The following is a 17,944-nucleotide window of genomic DNA, read 5'->3' on the forward strand; positions in this document are numbered from 1 at the left end:
TAAACTCCCAGTTCCCTCAAGGTATCAAAGACACTGACAAAGAGCAGCTCTTTTTAATCTCTGATAACGGATGCCAACCGACTTCCCAGAGATTCATGATGAAACTGCGCTGTCTTGGGAATAAAAACGAGTTTTAAGAACCATCAAAGAGGACATTGTCTGGCCGTATGAGTGGGATAAACCGTTTGATTTTGAAATCGCGCTTAACAAGTGGATAGCCGACTATTAATTAATCAAAAGGGGCCATCAAAAGGGGCCAGACCCTTTTTTAAAATTTGTACTCTCTCATCTTTCAAGATCCATTTTGAGAGATTAATTTGGCTGCCCCGCCTGGACTCGAACCAGGACTACCAGATCCAGAGTCTGGCGTGCTACCAGTTGCACTACAGGGCAAAATTGGCACTGTTGTATTTATATCTATAGAGCTATTGAGTTGTAGAGTTTATTGAGTTAAATAAATTTTATAACTTGGAGAGATTCTTTTCAAGGAAATAATCAGAGGGCATCAAATTCTTTTTTCTTCGCTATTATTTTTTCTAAGCACTCTCTATCGCGGGATATAAAAAGATAAACTTCGGAAACAAGCAATCCACCTCCGCCAAAGAAATTGCATCCTTCATCTTCCCAGTCGGGTAGACGCACTTTCTCATCTGGCTTTTTAAGAAACTCAAAATTTGAAAAGAATCCCAATTTAGCTTCGGAGTTGGATTAAAATTCAAGGCTTCTTACCATATATAACATAGGCATGAACGAATACTTGATTGCTTGTTCTTATAATTAAATTAAATCCAAGATTATGCTCTGTTGTTATAAATCCGTTTTTTCCCATTAAATCCTTATATTTATACATTTCTAACCATGTATGACCATATGACCCATAAGTGTAAGAGGTTATCACTACTTCCTGACAAGATGGCCAAGAACCAGCAGAACTGATAATCTGCAAAGGAAGTTCTCTGTACATTGGACCAGTATTGGAAATAACTACCTCTATTCTATCAGTAATATCCTTGGGTAAGCCTAAACTTTCCCCATCTTCTGGTCTAATATAATGATTGAAGAAAATAATGTCTTTACCTGGCACATAACCATTAATGTAAGCTACTTCCTCCGCCTTTTCAATGCACTCTGGATCGCTTTCCAAAGCCACTATCTTCTTTGCGCCTAAGCGCAAGGCAACAATAGACAAAATACCATTTCCTGCACCAATATCCGCTACCACTTTACCTTCTACACCATTTTTAAGCATGTGCGCAATAACTACCAAGGTGGTGCGGTCTATAAAAGGAAGCGGAATATCAGGGTAATAAGTCTCATCAAGAACATCCGGTTGCCATTGGGTAGGATTCGTGTAGAAGATAATATTCTGTCCATACTCTCTTAAAAAATCTTCCCCTAATTGCTTACGAATCTTCTCTAAAGAGGTCCCTTCTGCTTCATAATTTATAAATATCAATGGACCTAAACGGAGATACCTAAAATTCCTTTTCTGAAATAGGGGATCAGATCCTCTATAGGAATCATACTCAAGTTCGGCGTCTGCGAAATCGTAATCAAAATAGACAAAACCTTTTGAACTATCCCCCTCCGCACATAGGAGTCTTGTTCTTACGATATCCTTCTCTTCTATGCCTAATCTTTTAATCACCTCCTCTCCTAATCTTCTACTTTCCTTAGGCAAAAGCATAATTGCCTGCTTTAATTCTCCATAAGGTCTTATGCGTCGGGCATAAACCAAATTTGCAGAAATAAGTATATCTACCATGAGTAATAAACAGAATAATTTTAAGATATTTAAAAGTTTTGTTTCCTTCATCTTTGTTAATTTAAATAAGTTAACCAATTATAATAACCTCCCATAATAAAAGTATGGCTAATAAACATACATTTGTCAAGGGGTAAGCAGGTTCATATCCAAAAGAGACAGCCACTTGTATATCTGCCGTTTCCTGCCCCGCTTGGACATGAACCAGGACTACGAGATCCATGGTCTGGCGTGCTACCAGTTGCACTACAGGGCAAAATTAGCTCTTAGTTGTTATTTTATGTAGATTTTATAACTTCGGGTGAGATTTTGTAAGGTAATAATAAAACTTAATAACTTAAGCCTTTAACAATTATGAACTTAGAAATCAACTCTTGCCCTTACATTCACAAGACTAAAAGAAACTATTTCTCCGATGAACCTATCTTTATAATACAGTAACCAAGTTTTGGGTTCACTATTTCTGATAATGTGAAAATCTTCGGAAAAATGTCTTACTCCCTCTAATGTGGTTATGTTTTCTATGCTATAAGGAAAAAAAATACCGTAACTACCTTCTATATTAAATTCACAGCCATTATTTCGCAAAGTTAAAGCAAAAGAACCACCTTTTGCAATATTTCTAAATAAAGCATCCAGTTCCTCGTATGCATAAACTTTCCCCTCTACTTCTATCTCTCTGTTCTCCGCAAAATTAAAAAACAACTCAAGTAAAGCGGGATTAAAGGTATCAGCCCCTATTAATTGTAAATTAGGATAACAATGTTCCTTAAAATATCTAAATAATGAACTTATAACTCTACTTCCAATTCCTTGACTTCTGAAATCGCGATTTATATGTATATTATTAATAAAAACCTCATTACGTTCTTCATCTAAAGTTACAGTTATCCAACCAACATCCACTCCTTGATATTTAATGCGCCATTCTGATTTATGAGGATACTCCAGATAAATATTTAGTAAAAGCTCTATACCCTCCCCAACAACTATTACTTGTCTAAAATTCTCCCCTCTTACCCTTCGCGATGAATGTAGTTGGTGAGAAAAATAATAAGGTTGTTCTACTAAGAATCTTATACTTAAAACCACTAGTATAATAATCTTAATTTTTAAGTATCTCATAAACTTAATAACCCCATAAACTTCTAATAAACAGAAAGATAGAAACTGTCCCTACAAAAGGAATTTAACGCATGGTAAAAACTCCACCAATAGAGGTAGAAGACTTAAGAATCTCAGCGATTTTCTCAGAAAGAGCATTTCTTTCTAAAAACTCAGGGATGCCCATAATAGTTTGTTTAAATTGAAATCCTAAATGGAACGAACCAGGAATCTGAATAGCAATGTGTTTATATTCGTCTTCACTGCTTATCCTAATTATCGCATGAGCTAAACCTTCTTTAGCGATGAACAGATCTCGCGGGCCAAGAACAGCTAACTTTATGGATTCGGCATCTTGATAAAGAATAGCCGCCTTACCACTTACAATATAATATACCTCGGTAACTACTTCGTTGTGGCGATGAAAATTCTCTTGCGTACGTAGTAAACTAAAATCTTCAAAACCATCTGTTTTTCCTTCAAAAATAAACATCGAAACAGAACTCATGGGTGCAGAAAGCACCATATTGTCAATGAGCCACTCCGGCTCAAGTTTACCGGTAAAGAGATTTCTACGGTTTTCACGCTCAATAACCACTATTCCCTCATCTTCCTTATCATTTACCCACGCTCTTGGAGAAATAATCCCGCTCTCATTCCAGCCAAGTTGCGGAAAACTGGGGAAATTTCTACTATAGGCCATAAAACGTTCATTCAATCCTTCTTTCTTCTTCATCACATAAACCAAAATCTCACCCTCTGTCTCCTCAAAACGCGCTTCTCTGCCTCCACTAATATAAACGATACCCTTCTTATTTAAAGTGCAAACTTCTCCTTCTGCGCTGATCACCATCTTTTTATCCTCAATATTTATTACCAATGTATCGTATTCAAAGAATTCTCTTCCTGAAAGAAATGCCTTGGCTTCTTTCCCGGAATAGATTGAGGTATCGGTTCTTGCATCGATGATAAAACCCTGCCAATCTTTTCCTTGAAAAGGTATAAAAGGTCCCTGCTTTTCTCTTATACGCCGAACTGTATCATTAGGGTAAAGAAAATAATTTTTAGTTTTTTCATAAACTAATTTTGGGTTGTGTCTTTGGAAATAAAAGCTCCTCTCCACACCTAAATAAATCAAGCAGGATACAACGAGCAAAAATATACTGCTCAGTTTTTTTATCAATCTGTAGTTAATCATTTAAGTGCCTGGATTGGTTTTATTTCTTTTATATATAACCTATAAATATCTCCCCTGAAACACAAAAAATCTTCGTTTTAATAAATAAGTTCTCCACTAAGGCGCTCTACCGCACAACAAATAAGCATCTACAAAATATTCTCTTTCATCATGACCATTCACAACAAACTCAAGTTTAAATCCCAGCTGAGCAATGTCCGCATTAATAAATCCAACTTCTTTCATTAATTGTATGTAGGTCTGTTCTGAAACAACTTCGCGCTCAATCACAGGTATATATCTGTAAGAAGTCAAGGCTATCTCACGACATGCTGGCCAACTCCCTGCAGCTTTGATAATCTGCAGAGGAAGATGGCGATACATTGGACCGGTGTTAGAAACAACTACTTCTATGCTCTCAGTGATACTTTTAGGTAAACCTAAATTCCTGTCGTCTTTTGAATCGATATAATGGCTGATGAAAATAATATCCTTGCCCGCAACATAACCATTAATGTAAGCTACTTCCTCCGCCTTTTCAATGCACTCTGGATCGCTTTCCAAAGCCACTATCTTCTTTGCGCCTAAGCGCAGGGCAACAATAGACAAAATACCATTTCCTGCACCAATATCTGCTACTACTTTACCTTCTACCCCATTTTTAAGCAGATGCGCAACCACTACCAGCGTAGTGCGGTCAATAAAAGGAAGGGGTAGGGGATAGAATTCACTTAACTCTCTTGGCTGCCAAGGAGCAGGTTTTGTGTAGAAAATAATATTTTGCCCATACTGTTTTAAAAAATCTTCTCCCAATTTTTCGCGAATCTTCTCTAAAGACGTCCCTTTTGCTTCATAGTTTATAAATACAAGCGGACCGAACCGCAGATATCTAAAATTTTTATAAGGAATTTCATCATCCGAGCCATCATAGCAATCAAATTCGATTTCTGCATAAGGAGCATCATATTCAACCATTACCGTTTCCTGAAATTTTTCACCCGCTTCATCTGTAGCTTCTTGCCATTCTTTACGCATAAACATTGTTCTTTTAATATCACTCTTTTCTATACCCAATCTTCTGATTACCTCTTCTCCTAATCTTCTGCTCTCTGCATGCGAAAGCATAATCGCCTGTTTCGCTTCCCTGGTGTAAGACCTTAACCTGCGGGCAAATGCAGAGTCTGTAGAAATAAGGGTTTCTACTATTAAAAAGAAACATAACAACTTACAGATATTAAACTATTTTTATTCATCTTTATCATAAAATTAAATTAAAAAATATAGAACTTTATATAATAAATATGACTGATAAAGAGAAAATTGTCAAGAGATGATAAAATTAATTAACCACAAAATAACTCCGTAACTCATCGACAGAGGTAGGTGAAGGAACAATTCTTACACTGATATGGGTCTTCGGCATCCGCTTGAAAGGGAGTATTGGGGTCTAAGATATCTTTCAAAATGCTCTCCAATGCCCGATGATAGACTTTGATAATCTTTTCTCTATTTACTAACTCCTTCTCTTTAATTAAAAGAGAAATCCCCTGATTCTTGGATAATTCCTTAATAAAATATAAGCCAGCATTGATTTCTTCTCGTCTATAATTTTTCTTATTGCTCACCAGATAGAGATAGAGGGGAAGCTGAAAAGACCTCAACGTCTCCTTCAAAAACTTCCTTTCAAATCCCTCCGTTTCTATCCTTTCTATACCTTGAGGCATAATTTTCTTATCCGCACCAGTTTTATAATCCAAAATCAAAAGACTATTATCAGAGAGCCTATCGATACGGTCAACAATCGCCTGGAATTTAAATTTAATTCCATTAAATTCTATTCTACCTCTAAACTTTTCTTCTAAACAGATTACCTCCTTCACCTGGCGTTTCATTTCATTCTCCAAGAAATTAGCCATCCGGAATTTAAGAACTTCTTCTATAAGAAAGGCCTCAGATTGCATACGATTAGCAAAAATTTCCGAAAACTTTTTTTCTAATACAGAAAAGAAATATTCCTTAAATCTTTTGTCTATAAAGAAGCTTTTCCCCAAAAAAAAGGAAAAAGTCTCTTTTAGCAATTCATGGATAAATCTTCCAATGTCTTTACCCTCTGGCTCATCAAATATATCCTCTTTCTCTTCAAGTCTAAGAACATACTGGTAATAGAATCTGAGCGGACAGTTAAGGTAGGTATTTAGACTCGAAGAAGAGTATTCAATATTTTTCAGAAACTCTATAACCTCATCATTCTTTTTAACCTCTACCTTCTCGGGAATGATAGACAAGTTAAATCTTGCCTGCGGTATAGGTAATATCTCCTTATCCTTAAACATCCGCTGTTTTTCCCAGATAAGCTTTTCTATAAATCTACTCTTTTCTTTGTCCTCCCGTTTCTGATAAACAAGAAATACATTTTTTGCGGAAGAAATGATTCTTTCAAAATAATAACGCTGAATTTCTTCTTCTCTCTCTAAACGATTTATCCCCAAACCAATCATTATCTCGCGGGGAATTAGAGGTTCGTAAATCTTTAAATCTGGTAAAACTGCCTCATTCATATCCATCACAATGACGTTTTCGAAACTGAGTGCGCGAGTTTCCAGTAGTCCCAAAATTTGCAATCCTTTAAGAGGCGAACCAGAAAAGGAAATGAATTCGCTTTCTAACCTCTGCTGAAAAATTCTAAAAATTTCTTCCCGAGGAAAACTGATTTTTTTAAATCTTGCATTCTTAAACTCCTCGATGATTTCAAAAATTCGCTCTGCCATTTTTAAATTAAGGGGATAATGCTCTACCAAACTATTCTTTAGAATAAAATCCATAAATACTTCAAGATTTAGAGAAAAATCTTCAAAATTACCAAGCTCTTCCCATAAAGCAAAAAAAACCTCGTGAATTTTCTTAAGAATTTTTCTCAACTCATACCAGTCTATTAACAAATCCATTTCCTTTAATGTTTCAAGTGCATTTTTAAAGATTTGGGAACAATTTTCTAAAGCTGACAGTTCTATAAATAAACTTCCACCCAAAGGGCTAAATTGCTCTCCACGCAATACCTCTTCCACTTTATGAATAAGGATACGCGTAAAAGCGGGGCTTCTTTCTAAAGAAAGGCTCTTGACTAAAGGATGGCTAATAAGCGAAAGATAATCAGGAGTATAATATAAATTTCCTTTCCGCGTCTCCTGAGTCTTAAATATTTTCTGAAATAAAACATAGAGAGCACTGCGTTTAAGTGGATACCCCAAGGAAACGTTGTAAGCGTTAACAAAAGCGGTTATCTCAGAAATTAACGGTATAAGACTGCGCGGTTCAGGTAAAATAATAGCGGTCTTATCTAAATTATCTAAACTTTTCAAAATCTCCCTTACTAAACATACTTCGGAATGGGTATCAAATCCCGCTTGAACCGAAAGGTTGAAAGAGGGATTTCCCTTTCTTTCTGGCTTTATGGTAATAGAAAGTTCTTCGGCAATCTTTTTTAAACTTATCCAATCTTCCATAGCCCCCTGGAAGAAAAGCATTGCTTTATTACGTTGGTAGAGGTTTTTTATAATTTCCATTTCTGTCCGCTGCAAATGGAACAAACTACAGAAAAATATCTTCTCAAACTCAGAAATTTCTATCATCTTAATATACTCTGCAGTAAGAAAATAGATTCTTCCCCGTGTATAGAGATTATCTCTCTCCAGATGTTCTATATAAATCTTTTTTAGGCTGAGAATATTTTCAAGAAGTTCATTTACCTCCCCAGGCACATCAAAACCTAAACTTGCTTTCAGTTCTATATTTCTCAAAGGAATGTCTGTCATCTTTTCTAAATCCAACTGTTCAAAGAAAAAGATTATCTCCTTAGCCCAAGGTAAGAATTGGGAAAAATCCTCTCGTCTTTTTAAGATTTCTGGAAATTCCTTTTTTGCCAGTTCGTAGATAATAAAGGCGCTATCCATAAGAGATAATTTTCTAAAATTTATCTTCTTAGAAAAAACATATTCTACAAAATCATCCATAGAAAAAAACTTTGGCGAGATAAATCCTTTTTTAATCCTCCTTGCTAATTCTCTCTTCAAAAAGAGCCCCGGTCTTTTACCTCCAAAAACAAAGGCAAGTTTACTTAAGTCCTTGCCATTTTTTAGATAATTCTCTTCAATAAAGTCACTAAGACATAAAATAAAATCATCTTCAAGACCAAAAGTAATTATTTCTTCCATCTGCCTTAGACCTTTTTTAAAGAAAAATCATCTAAATAGATTAAGAAACCGTTAATCTCTTTATGGGGATAGACCTCATGCAATAAAGAGATGTATTCCTTAACCTGTTTAAAATCTTCATCCTCTCGGTCGTGACTCGTCTTAAAATCAAGAAGGAAAACTTCTTTATCTTTCACAATAAGACGGTCGAGCCGATAGGTTTTGCCTAAAGAATTTACCAGTTCTAACTCCTGGAATACAGAACCCTCTTCTATCATAAATAATTTATAAAACTCTTTATGCTCTAAAAGATTTAAGACGGTTTCCTTGATTTTGTCATATCTTTCAAAATAAGGAAAAGCAAGCCTTGTCTTCTCTATTGCCTCCTGCACCAATATTTCTTTTTTCTTATGGTATAGATTACCAATAAGGGAAAGAACCCAATGCATAACTTCTCCATAAACTATCCCTTTCCTATCTATTATTGCTGATTTTTCTACAAACTCATCCTTTAAGATGACTATCCAGTCTCTATAGCGTGACCCAGAAATCTCAATAGATTGAGAAATGGCTTCTTCTTCCCTTTTAGAAACCCTCGGTTCGCCATATTCAAATCGCTCCTTAGGAAGAAGTAAATGAGCAAAATTTTTCTTTCCGCCGACAGTGGGAGAGGAAAATATATAAAGCTCCTCTTCTGCCCGTGTAAAAGCAACATAGAGAGCATTCAATTCGTCAATAAAAGAATATAGATATTCTCTCTTATATAATTCTGATAAGCGGGGGGAATAATCGTTATAGACCTTTTTAAAATACAACAGGCGTAGATTGTCTCCATCGCCTACAATAAATTGTGAGAATGGCTCTAATACCATCTCCAGAAATGGAATTATCACTACCGGAAATCCCAATCCTTTTGCCTTATGGATAGTCAATATCTTAACAGCATCGGTGCTGGCAACATCTACATAGAGCTCTTCGGGAGGGGCATTTTCAAAGAATTCCAGAAAAGAAAGAATATCAGGGCAATTCTCTTCTCTCTCTTTAACTAACTCCAAAAGCTTCATAAAAAAACCCTGATGTTGAGGAAAATTTACGAAGAGGGAGAATTTTTCAAAAAGCGTGATTAATAGCTCGTATAAAGGAACAAAACCTACGCTCTTAAAGAACTCCTCTATAAAATTTTCCCAAAAAGAAGGAAATTCTTCACGGAAATCACGATAGAGGTAAGAGGTCTTGCCACTAAGTGCTCTTTTGAAGATAAAATCATGCATTGTCTCTTTATTTACCTCTGCCCTTTTACAGAAAATATCCCCCAAGATAAATGCAGCAAAAGATAGATTGTCAACGGGATGGGACAAGAATTTAAGAAAAGAAACAATTTCCTTTATGTAGGAATTATCTCTTACATTAAGGGTCTTTTCTGACTCTACAGGAATTGACTCCTTTAATAACCAGGCAGTAAGAATCTCTACTTCGCTATTTTTCCTCGTCAATAAAGCAATATCTTTAAGGAGATAAATTTTATTTAATTCTTTTATAAGCGAAATTAATCTTTCTTGTAACCATTCATCGTGTTCTTCTTTATCTCCGTAAGAAAACAATCCTAATTTTACATATCCCCCATTTTTAAGATAATTCTGTTTTGCATCTTTAAATACCTCGCTTATCATTTTTATCTCAGGTTCGCTAAAGCTTATCTTTTCTTTATCAATATCTTCTTTCTCCTTAAGAAAACGCCTTAAGTTTTCTTCAGAAAAAACAAGGTTATTAAATTCAACTATTTCCTTTCTACTGCGATAATTTATCTTAAGTAATTCTTTCTCCGCCTTGAACCCTCGAAAAAAGTATTTTGCTTCTTCAAAAAGAGAAACCTCGCCTCCACGAAAACGAAAAATTGCCTGTTTTTTATCACCCACGTAGAAAAGAGAGCCTCCTCTCGCTAAAGCATCCCTAATCATATCCACGAGATTATTCCATTGGAGTATACTGGTATCTTGAAACTCATCGATAAGAAAATATCTTAGACGCAGAGAAAGACGATAATATAACTCAGGAAGCCCCAAACCTGTCTCCTTAAACAGCGAGTTTGCCTCTTTATTCAACGACTCCAGAAACAAGATGTTCTCTTTGCGACTGTATTTATCTGTATGGTTAATAACTTTATTAAATATCTTAATATAGGAATTAAACAATATTACCGATTCCAATTCGCAAATTTCTTTTAAACCTTTCCTTATCTTCTGCCAAAGCTGGATAACTGGGGAAGGGGTATCACTCCCTTTTTTAATCGGAACAACCTCTTGTTTAAAATATTCGGAGATTTCTGAAACATCAAAATTATCGCGGGAGGTCTCTAAGAAGGATTCAAGGTTTTTAACAAATCGCTGGTAGGTTGAGGAAGGAAGCTTTTCATAAAGAATTTTTATATCTTTAAGGAGTATTTTTTTTCTCATAAATAATTCTTTGCTCTTCGGTTCATTAGGAATAAATTTACCTGCATATTTATTGTAAAGAGAAAAAAAAGAAACAATAATTTCTAGAATATTTTTCTTAGGGAACCAGCCTGTTTTGTGTTCAATGGTAAGATACTGAATGATAAATTCACGGAAAAGTTCTAAAATTTCTTTTTCGGAACTGGCTTTATCAATGAGCCTATCCAAACTATAGGTAAGATACGGTAAATAGTATCTTTCGGTTTTAAAACTTGCAGACAACCCTAATCTGAATGCACAACCATAAAGAATGGAATTAATAAAACTATCAATGGTCTGGACTTGGAAAAAATTATAATTTCTTATCAAATATTCCATAATCTGAAATGCCCGTCGACGCGCATAATTTTCATCTACGCCCAGAGAAAAAAGCAAATCATTTTTTTCTTCCTTACTCTTAAAGCTGTCCAGTGCAATTTTCTTTAAGAAATCCAAGATTCTTTCCTTCATCTCCAAAGAAGCCTTATTAGTAAAGGTTATTGCAAGTATGGAGTTTAAAGGAATTTCTCCTTCGCTAAGCGAAGGATTAAAGAGAAGATAAAGATATTTTTTAGCGAGGTAATAAGTTTTGCCTGAACCTGCAGATGCTTCTACATTTAGAATCTGTGGTAACCCCGAAGCCACAATATTTTTACCGGACATATCTCGCTTACCAATAGAATGCATTTGGTCTATAGCACAAGAATCTGGCGGGCGTTCAGAGACAGTATACGCTCCTTCAACTCTTTAGGTATTTCTAGGCTTTTCAAGAAATCGAGGTCTTGTTTTTGGTCGATTAAAGGAAAATCTGTACCAAAAACTATTCTCTCAGGAAGATGTGAGAGTATCATCGCCTTAACTTCCTCCCGAGGCAAGTAACTGAAAAAGAAAGAAGTATCAAGGTAGATGTCTTTTCCTAAAAGATGTTTCTTTACTTCCTCCCACAATCTAAACCCGCCAAAATGGGCTGCTATGATACGCAATTTGGGAAATTTTTCTTTGACATTCAGTAAACGCCGAGGCGATGACCGCACCATCTTTGTTCCCGAAAGCTCCTCACCACAATGGAATAAAACCGGAATGTCTAATGACTCCGCGAAACTGTACATCGGAAAAGCAATCTCATCATCAATATAGAAATCCTGAAATTCTGGCTGCAACTTTATCCCGTCTCCATGCTCCTTTACCCTCTTTATCTCTTCCTTAAGCTGAGGATATTGGGGATGAAGGGAGCAAAAAACCTTAATTCTTTCACTCCTTATTCCGAAGAGCCAGTCGTTTATGGAAGGAACCTGCTCAACACGCGTAGCCACAGCACACACAACACTTACTTCGATATTGTTCCTATCCATAAATCTAAGCAGGGTATCTAAGGTGGGTTCAGCCACTAATTTAACTCTGAAAGAAGATTCTAAATGCTCTTGGGCTTTACGCGATACTTTGTTGGGCCAAGCATGAGTATGGATATCTATAATCATCTACAACTCATAGAGCTCTTCTTCGCTCACAATACTGAAACCACTTTGGGAAAGAATCTTTTCCAAACCTAACCCTAAATCCTCTATTTCTAGACAGCAGATTCCCTTCTTGTTAGGCCCAATAAATCCGTGGGCGTCAATAATGTTTACTTTATGCTCAAGTAAAATCTTAGTCAGTTTATAGAGATTCCCTACCTTATCTTCAATAGATACAACGCAGATATCTTTTAGCGCAACAGCAAAACCTGCCTCCGCGAGAATCAATTGTGCCTGTTCGGGTTTATCTACCAAAAGTTTAACCATGCCAAAATCCCCTCTGTCCTGAATGGTAAAAATAATAATATTAATGTTGTTCTCCGACAATACTTTGGCAATAGAATTAACCCTCCCCGGCCGATTTTCTACAAAAATATTTATTTGTTTAAACATTGCCACCCCCTATAATTTTACGCGAGAATCCACTACGCGTTTTGCTTTGCCTTCGGAAACAGGTAAACTACCAGGCTCGTGTAATTCAACTATAGGATTTACAATAATTGCTGACCGTAGATTGTCCTTAATCTTCTCCTTTAAATAATCCAGTTGACGCACATCGCCTTGGAATAATTTGGAATAAATCTCTACCTTAACCGTAAGTCTGTCCAAGGTTCCTTCTTTATCGAGAAAAATCTGGTAGTTAGCCCCTACTTCAGGAATACGCATAATTACCTCTTCTATCTGAGAAGGGTATAAATTTACTCCATTGACAATGAGCATATCATCGGTTCGACCGGTAATACGCGATATGCGACGGTGGGTGCGTTTGCAAGGGCATTCCCCTTTGTAGATAAAGGCAAGATCCCGTGACCGATAACGCAAAAGCGGAGTGCCCTTTCTCTTTAAGGTAGTAAAAACCAGCTCTCCTTCTTTTTCCTCTCCTAAAGGTTCCATTCCCTTAGGGTCAATAACTTCCAAAATATAAGCATCTTCCCAGGTATGCATTCCGCATTTGTAAACGCATTCAAAACTGACTCCCGGACCGTTCATTTCACTCAAACCGTAAGAATTGTATACATCGATGTTAAAAAATTCTTCTATTTTCTTGCGCGTATTCTCTGAATAAGGTTCTGCTCCAAGATATGCTTTTTTGAGAAAGAGGTCTTTCAGAGAAAAACCGTATTCTTCTATCTTAGTGCCAATATGAAGCATATAACTGGGAGTAACATGAACCACTGTGGTTTTAAAATCTTTCATAAGTTGTAACTGGCGTTTTGTATTTCCTGCACCCGAGGGAATAACTGTCATTCCCACGCGTTCTGCACCATAATGTAAACCCAAACCTCCGGTAAACAAACCATAACTCATCATATTCTGAAAAACATCATTTTTGGTAGCTCCAGTAGCAGTTATGCAACGCGCTACCAAATCTGTCCAACTTTCCAGGTCTTCTCTGGTATGGTATATTACAGTCGGTATGCCTGTTGTTCCACTGGAGGTATGTAGTCTTACTATCTCTGACAATCCTACAGCCAGAATACTATCGGGATAGCACTCTCTTAAATCATCCTTGGTAGTAAAGGGAATTCTTTTTAAATCATTGAGGTCATTTATATCCTCTTCCGAGTTAATACCTGCTTTTCTCAAACGGTTTTTATAAAATTTGGTCTTTAGTGCAGAAGCAACGGTTTCCTTGAGTAATTTAAGCTGCAATGCCTTTAAAGAATCGCGGTCAAGCGTTTCCAAATCTTTGTTCCAGTATAGAATGTCCATATGCTAATCTTTAACCTCTATTAAAAATTAATAATGTCTGCTTTACCGATAACCTTTATTTTATTCTTCTTCAGTATCTCTATCGCCTTGTCCGGGTCATCAAAGCGAAAAACCAAAAGGGCGTTGTCAGAAAATTTTTCCGTGAAGCCATACATATATTCCACATTAATATCATGTTCGTATAAAACTTTCAACACCTCTGCTAATCCTCCGGGCTTATCGGCAACTTCCACCGCTACGATATCGGTAAACTTGGCTACAAAACCATTTTCTTTAAAAATGCGTAACGCCATCTCTGGATTATCAACTACAAGGCGCAAAACTCCAAATTCCTCACTTTCAGCAATAGACAGAGCACGAATGTTTATCTTGTGTTTTCCTAACAAAGCACATGCTTCATATAGTCTGCCTTTTCGATTCTCTAAAAATACCGAAATTTGAACAAGTTTCATACACCACCCCCTTTTTAAATAACCCTCTTGTCTATAACCCGTTTAGCTTTACCTTCGCTTCGCTCGATGGTCTTAGGTTCTACCAATTTCACTTTAACAAAGATACCTAAAACTGATTCTATCTCCTTCTTTATTTTTTCTTCTAATGCCTGAAGTTTCTTAATTTCGTCAGAAAATATTTTATCTTCTACCTCAACCAAAACCTCCAACTCATCAAGTTCCCTTGTTTTTCTATCTACAATAAGCTGATAGTGCGGTTTGGTGCCTTCTATCCCCAAAAGAACATGCTCTATCTGGGAAGGGAATACGTTTATTCCCCGTACAATAATCATATCGTCCGTTCTCCCGGTAATCTTGCTAATACGTGGGGAGGTTCTTCCGCAACGACATTTTTCATAACGGATACTTACTATATCGCGAGTGCGGTAACGTAAAAGAGGAATTCCTCTTTTGGTAAGTGTAGTAATTACCAATTCTCCCTCCTCGCCCTCTGGAAGAGGTTCACCGCTTTTAGGGTCAATTACTTCCGGATAAAAAACATCCCAGAATAAATGCAAACCGTCTTTATAACTACATTCCTGGGCTACACCTGGACCGATAATCTCAGATAACCCATAAACATCTGTGGCAAGCATATTCCAAACAGACTCTATTTCTTCCCGCATCGACTCACTCCAAGGTTCTGCACCAAAAATACCTATCTTCCAGCTGCTTTCTCGGGGGTCAAGACCCATCTCCTTTGCTTCTTCAGCCATATACAAACAATAACTGGGGGTGCAGGCAAGTATACGAGGTCTAAAATCATTCATAATTTTCAACTGGCGCTTAGTCTGTCCCGACGACGTAGGGATAATTGTCAATCCCATTTTTAAAGCCCCGTAGTGGAAACCCAGGCCGCCAGTAAAAAGCCCATAACCATATGCAATTTGAATCTTATCCTCGGGTTCGGCACCCGCACAACAAAGAACACGTGCCATTACCTCTGACCAGAGTTCTAAATCTTCCTGGGTATAACCCACTACCGTAGGATTTCCAGTGGTACCACTGGAAACATGAATCTCGCGAATATCTTTAAGAGGCGCAGAAAACATTTTAAAAGGATAGCCCAAACGCATGTCGTCTTTGGTAGTAAAGGGAATTTTCTTAATATCCTCTATCCGCTTTATGCTTAGAGGATTAACGCCATGTTGCTGGAGCTTATCCTTATATAATGGACAATGCTCATAGATATATTGCACCACTTCTTTCAGACGCTCAGACTGGATGTTCTTTAAATCCTCCGGGGACATACATTCCATTTGTTCATTCCAAATCATCTTTCTACCCTCCTTGCCTTTAAAAAAATTTCTAAATTCTCTGCAAACAATCTCTTAGATAATACCATTTTTATTGCCTTAACCCAATTATTTTCTCTAAAGGGTAAAGAGCGGGAAAGAACACCTAAGACAAAAACATTCAAGTACCTAGGGTTAATGAGTAAGCGTCTTGCTTCATCAAGGGCGGGAAGCAAATCAGTCCCTCCCTTTTTTAGGAAAGGTTTGAGGCGGTCGTGTTCCTCAGAATGAAAACATACAAGATAATCTGCTTTACCAGTAGGAACAAGAGGAGACCAGACTAACTTACCAAATCTTAAATGCGATTCCACTGAGCCACCGCGCTGCGCCATGCCATGGACTTCTGATTTTTTCACATGATATCCTTCATATATCGCTGCCCAAGCACAAACCTCGGAAGCTAAAAGCACCCCTTGGCCACCTATCCCGCCAAAAACTATATTCAGAGTATCATTTTTTTGCTGAGTAGTTTTCATGATTTAACCAATGCCCCAAATTTACAAAATTCTACACAGAGATTACAACCGACACATAAATTGGTATCCAATATAATAAAGCCATCTTCATTCTTATTCAATGCCGGACAACCAAGCTCCAGACAAACAAAACATTTCTTACACTTGTCTTTAAGGTAAATGGGCGGGTTATTTTTTTCTCGTTTTATTGCCCGACAGGGTGCACGGGCAATAATCACCGAAAGCGCCTCGGCATCCAAACGCCTCTCTAGGATTTCTCTAAATAATTTTACCTCGTGAGGGTTAACAACGTCAACATTATCTGCGCCGCAAGCCTTACAGATTTCTTCCAAGATAAGCTTCCAGGCAAGCTCTCCTTTAATGTTAACGCCGGTGGCAGGATGAGGTTGACCACCAGTCATAGCAGTAGTATTGTTGTCTAAAATAATCACCACACCATTTGTTTTATTGTAACTTAAATTTATTAACGCCGGTATACCGGAATGAACAAAAGTAGAATCTCCTATAACTCCCACAACATTTTTCCCCAGGACTTTACGAAAACCTTCAAAGAAAGTGATACCACTACCCATACATAAACAACTATGTAGACTTGTAAGCGGAGGTAATGCCCCTAAAGTATAACAACCAATATCACCCGTAACGATAAGCCGTAATTTTTTAAGCACCGAAAATACTGCCCGATGTCCGCAACCCGCACACATCACTGGTCTGCGCGTAGGAGCAACAACTTCTTTCTTCTTCTTTCCTTTAACAATCTGGGGAATGTCCTCTGGCCTTAATTCTCCGATGCGGTAAGAAGAATGTTTTGCTTTACATTTTATTCCTGCAATCCTCAACTCTTCCTCTAAAAAAGGCTCTAATTCCTCAATAACATAGACTTCTTTTACCTGGCTAGCAAACATCCGCGCTTTCTGCTGAGGGAAAGGAAAGCTAAATCCTAATTTTAAAAAAGATGCTTCAGGATAGGCCTCTTTGGCATAGAGATAAGAAACTCCACTGGTAATAAAACCTATCCTTTTATCTTGATACTCTACTCTATTTAAAGAAGTCTTTTCTGAAAAACTCTTAAGACGTTCCATTCGCTCCAAGAGATTTATATGCCTGCGATAGGCATTACGCGGAACCATTACATATTTTTCTATAACATTAGAAAACTCTTTTATGACTGGCTCCTTTCTTTTTCCGATAGACATATTTTCTTTGGTATGGGCAACTCTTGTAGTCATCCGTAACATTACGGGTGTATCAAAAGATTCACTCACCTTAAAAGCTTCTCCTACAAAGTCTCGTGCCTCTTTTGGACTAGCAGGCTCAATCAAGGGAATTTGGGCAAATTTTGCTAATAAGCGATTATCCTGCTCGTTCTGCGAAGAGTGAATTCCCGGATCATCACAGGAAACTACCAGAAAACCCGCATTTATCCCCATATATGCAGAAGTCATCAAAGGATCCATCGCCACATTTAACCCCACATGTTTTGAAGCATAAAGTGACCGCCTACCGGCAATGGCTGAAGCAAGGGCTACCTCAAACGCAACCTTTTCATTCACCGACCATTGACTATTCACTTCGGGAAATCGGGAAAGGTATTCTAAAATCTCTGAGGCGGGTGTGCCAGGATAGGAGGCGGCAAAGCAGAGTCCTTCTTCATATGCTCCCTGCGCTACCGCCTCATTTCCAGAAAGGAAAGATATCTTTGAATTTTTATTATCGCCCACAACAGACAAAAATAAATATGCCTAAAG

Annotated in this window: 14 protein-coding genes and 2 tRNA genes; all 16 read right to left on the reverse strand. The window is 37.2% G+C overall.

Going from position 1 to position 17,944, the window contains the following annotated elements; all coding sequences use genetic code 11:
• Positions 1-318: 318 nt before the first annotated feature.
• The 16 genes from NC818_06005 to iorA all read right to left on the reverse strand — a co-directional run bounded on the left by NC818_06005 (position 319) and on the right by iorA (position 17,917).
• Positions 319-393 (reverse strand) — tRNA-Gln (locus NC818_06005).
• 102 nt (positions 394-495) lie between these two features.
• A complete protein-coding gene (locus NC818_06010) occupies positions 496-690 on the reverse strand; it encodes a hypothetical protein (GenBank protein ID MCM8784305.1) in 195 nt (64 codons plus the stop codon).
• Positions 691-715: 25 nt separating this feature from the next.
• Entirely contained in the window at positions 716-1,816 is a 1,101-nt protein-coding gene (locus NC818_06015) for a 50S ribosomal protein L11 methyltransferase (GenBank protein MCM8784306.1), read from the reverse strand.
• A 133-nt stretch (positions 1,817-1,949) separates the two neighbouring features.
• Positions 1,950-2,021 (reverse strand) — tRNA-His (locus NC818_06020).
• Between the two features lie 104 nt (positions 2,022-2,125).
• The gene (locus NC818_06025) at positions 2,126-2,890 is read right to left on the reverse strand and encodes a GNAT family N-acetyltransferase (GenBank protein ID MCM8784307.1); all 765 of its coding nucleotides are present in this window, start codon (positions 2,888-2,890) and stop codon (positions 2,126-2,128) included.
• Between the two features lie 64 nt (positions 2,891-2,954).
• Complete coding sequence (locus NC818_06030; GenBank protein ID MCM8784308.1) at positions 2,955-4,067, reverse strand: hypothetical protein; 1,113 nt, start codon at positions 4,065-4,067, stop codon at positions 2,955-2,957.
• A gap of 96 nt (positions 4,068-4,163) precedes the next feature.
• Entirely contained in the window at positions 4,164-5,270 is a 1,107-nt protein-coding gene (locus tag NC818_06035) for a 50S ribosomal protein L11 methyltransferase (GenBank protein MCM8784309.1), read from the reverse strand.
• A 143-nt stretch (positions 5,271-5,413) separates the two neighbouring features.
• Positions 5,414-8,257: a PD-(D/E)XK nuclease family protein gene (locus tag NC818_06040; GenBank protein ID MCM8784310.1), complete on the reverse strand. Its 2,844-nt coding sequence runs from the start codon at positions 8,255-8,257 to the stop codon at positions 5,414-5,416.
• A 5-nt stretch (positions 8,258-8,262) separates the two neighbouring features.
• Entirely contained in the window at positions 8,263-11,394 is a 3,132-nt protein-coding gene (locus NC818_06045) for a UvrD-helicase domain-containing protein (protein MCM8784311.1), read from the reverse strand.
• A 5-nt stretch (positions 11,395-11,399) separates the two neighbouring features.
• Positions 11,400-12,185, reverse strand: a complete 786-nt coding sequence (locus NC818_06050) for an amidohydrolase family protein (protein ID MCM8784312.1) — start codon at positions 12,183-12,185, stop codon at positions 11,400-11,402.
• Positions 12,186-12,614, reverse strand: coding sequence for an ACT domain-containing protein (locus NC818_06055; GenBank protein ID MCM8784313.1), 429 nt, complete (start codon positions 12,612-12,614; stop codon positions 12,186-12,188). It abuts the gene before it with no gap.
• A gap of 9 nt (positions 12,615-12,623) precedes the next feature.
• Entirely contained in the window at positions 12,624-13,934 is a 1,311-nt protein-coding gene (locus NC818_06060; protein ID MCM8784314.1) for a phenylacetate--CoA ligase, read from the reverse strand.
• Positions 13,935-13,954: 20 nt separating this feature from the next.
• Positions 13,955-14,386, reverse strand: a complete 432-nt coding sequence (locus NC818_06065; GenBank protein MCM8784315.1) for an ACT domain-containing protein — start codon at positions 14,384-14,386, stop codon at positions 13,955-13,957.
• A 14-nt stretch (positions 14,387-14,400) separates the two neighbouring features.
• Entirely contained in the window at positions 14,401-15,702 is a 1,302-nt protein-coding gene (locus tag NC818_06070) for a phenylacetate--CoA ligase (protein MCM8784316.1), read from the reverse strand.
• Positions 15,699-16,196, reverse strand: coding sequence for an indolepyruvate oxidoreductase subunit beta (locus NC818_06075; GenBank protein ID MCM8784317.1), 498 nt, complete (start codon positions 16,194-16,196; stop codon positions 15,699-15,701). The genes NC818_06070 and NC818_06075 overlap by 4 nt, the downstream gene beginning before the upstream one ends.
• Positions 16,193-17,917, reverse strand: coding sequence for an indolepyruvate ferredoxin oxidoreductase subunit alpha (gene iorA / locus NC818_06080; GenBank protein MCM8784318.1), 1,725 nt, complete (start codon positions 17,915-17,917; stop codon positions 16,193-16,195). Before iorA ends, NC818_06075 begins: the two co-directional genes overlap by 4 nt.
• Positions 17,918-17,944: the final 27 nt, after the last annotated feature.

The sequence above is a fragment of the Candidatus Omnitrophota bacterium genome (genome assembly GCA_023819145.1).
GTDB lineage: Bacteria > Omnitrophota > Gorgyraeia > DTHP01 > DTHP01 > JBFWKV01.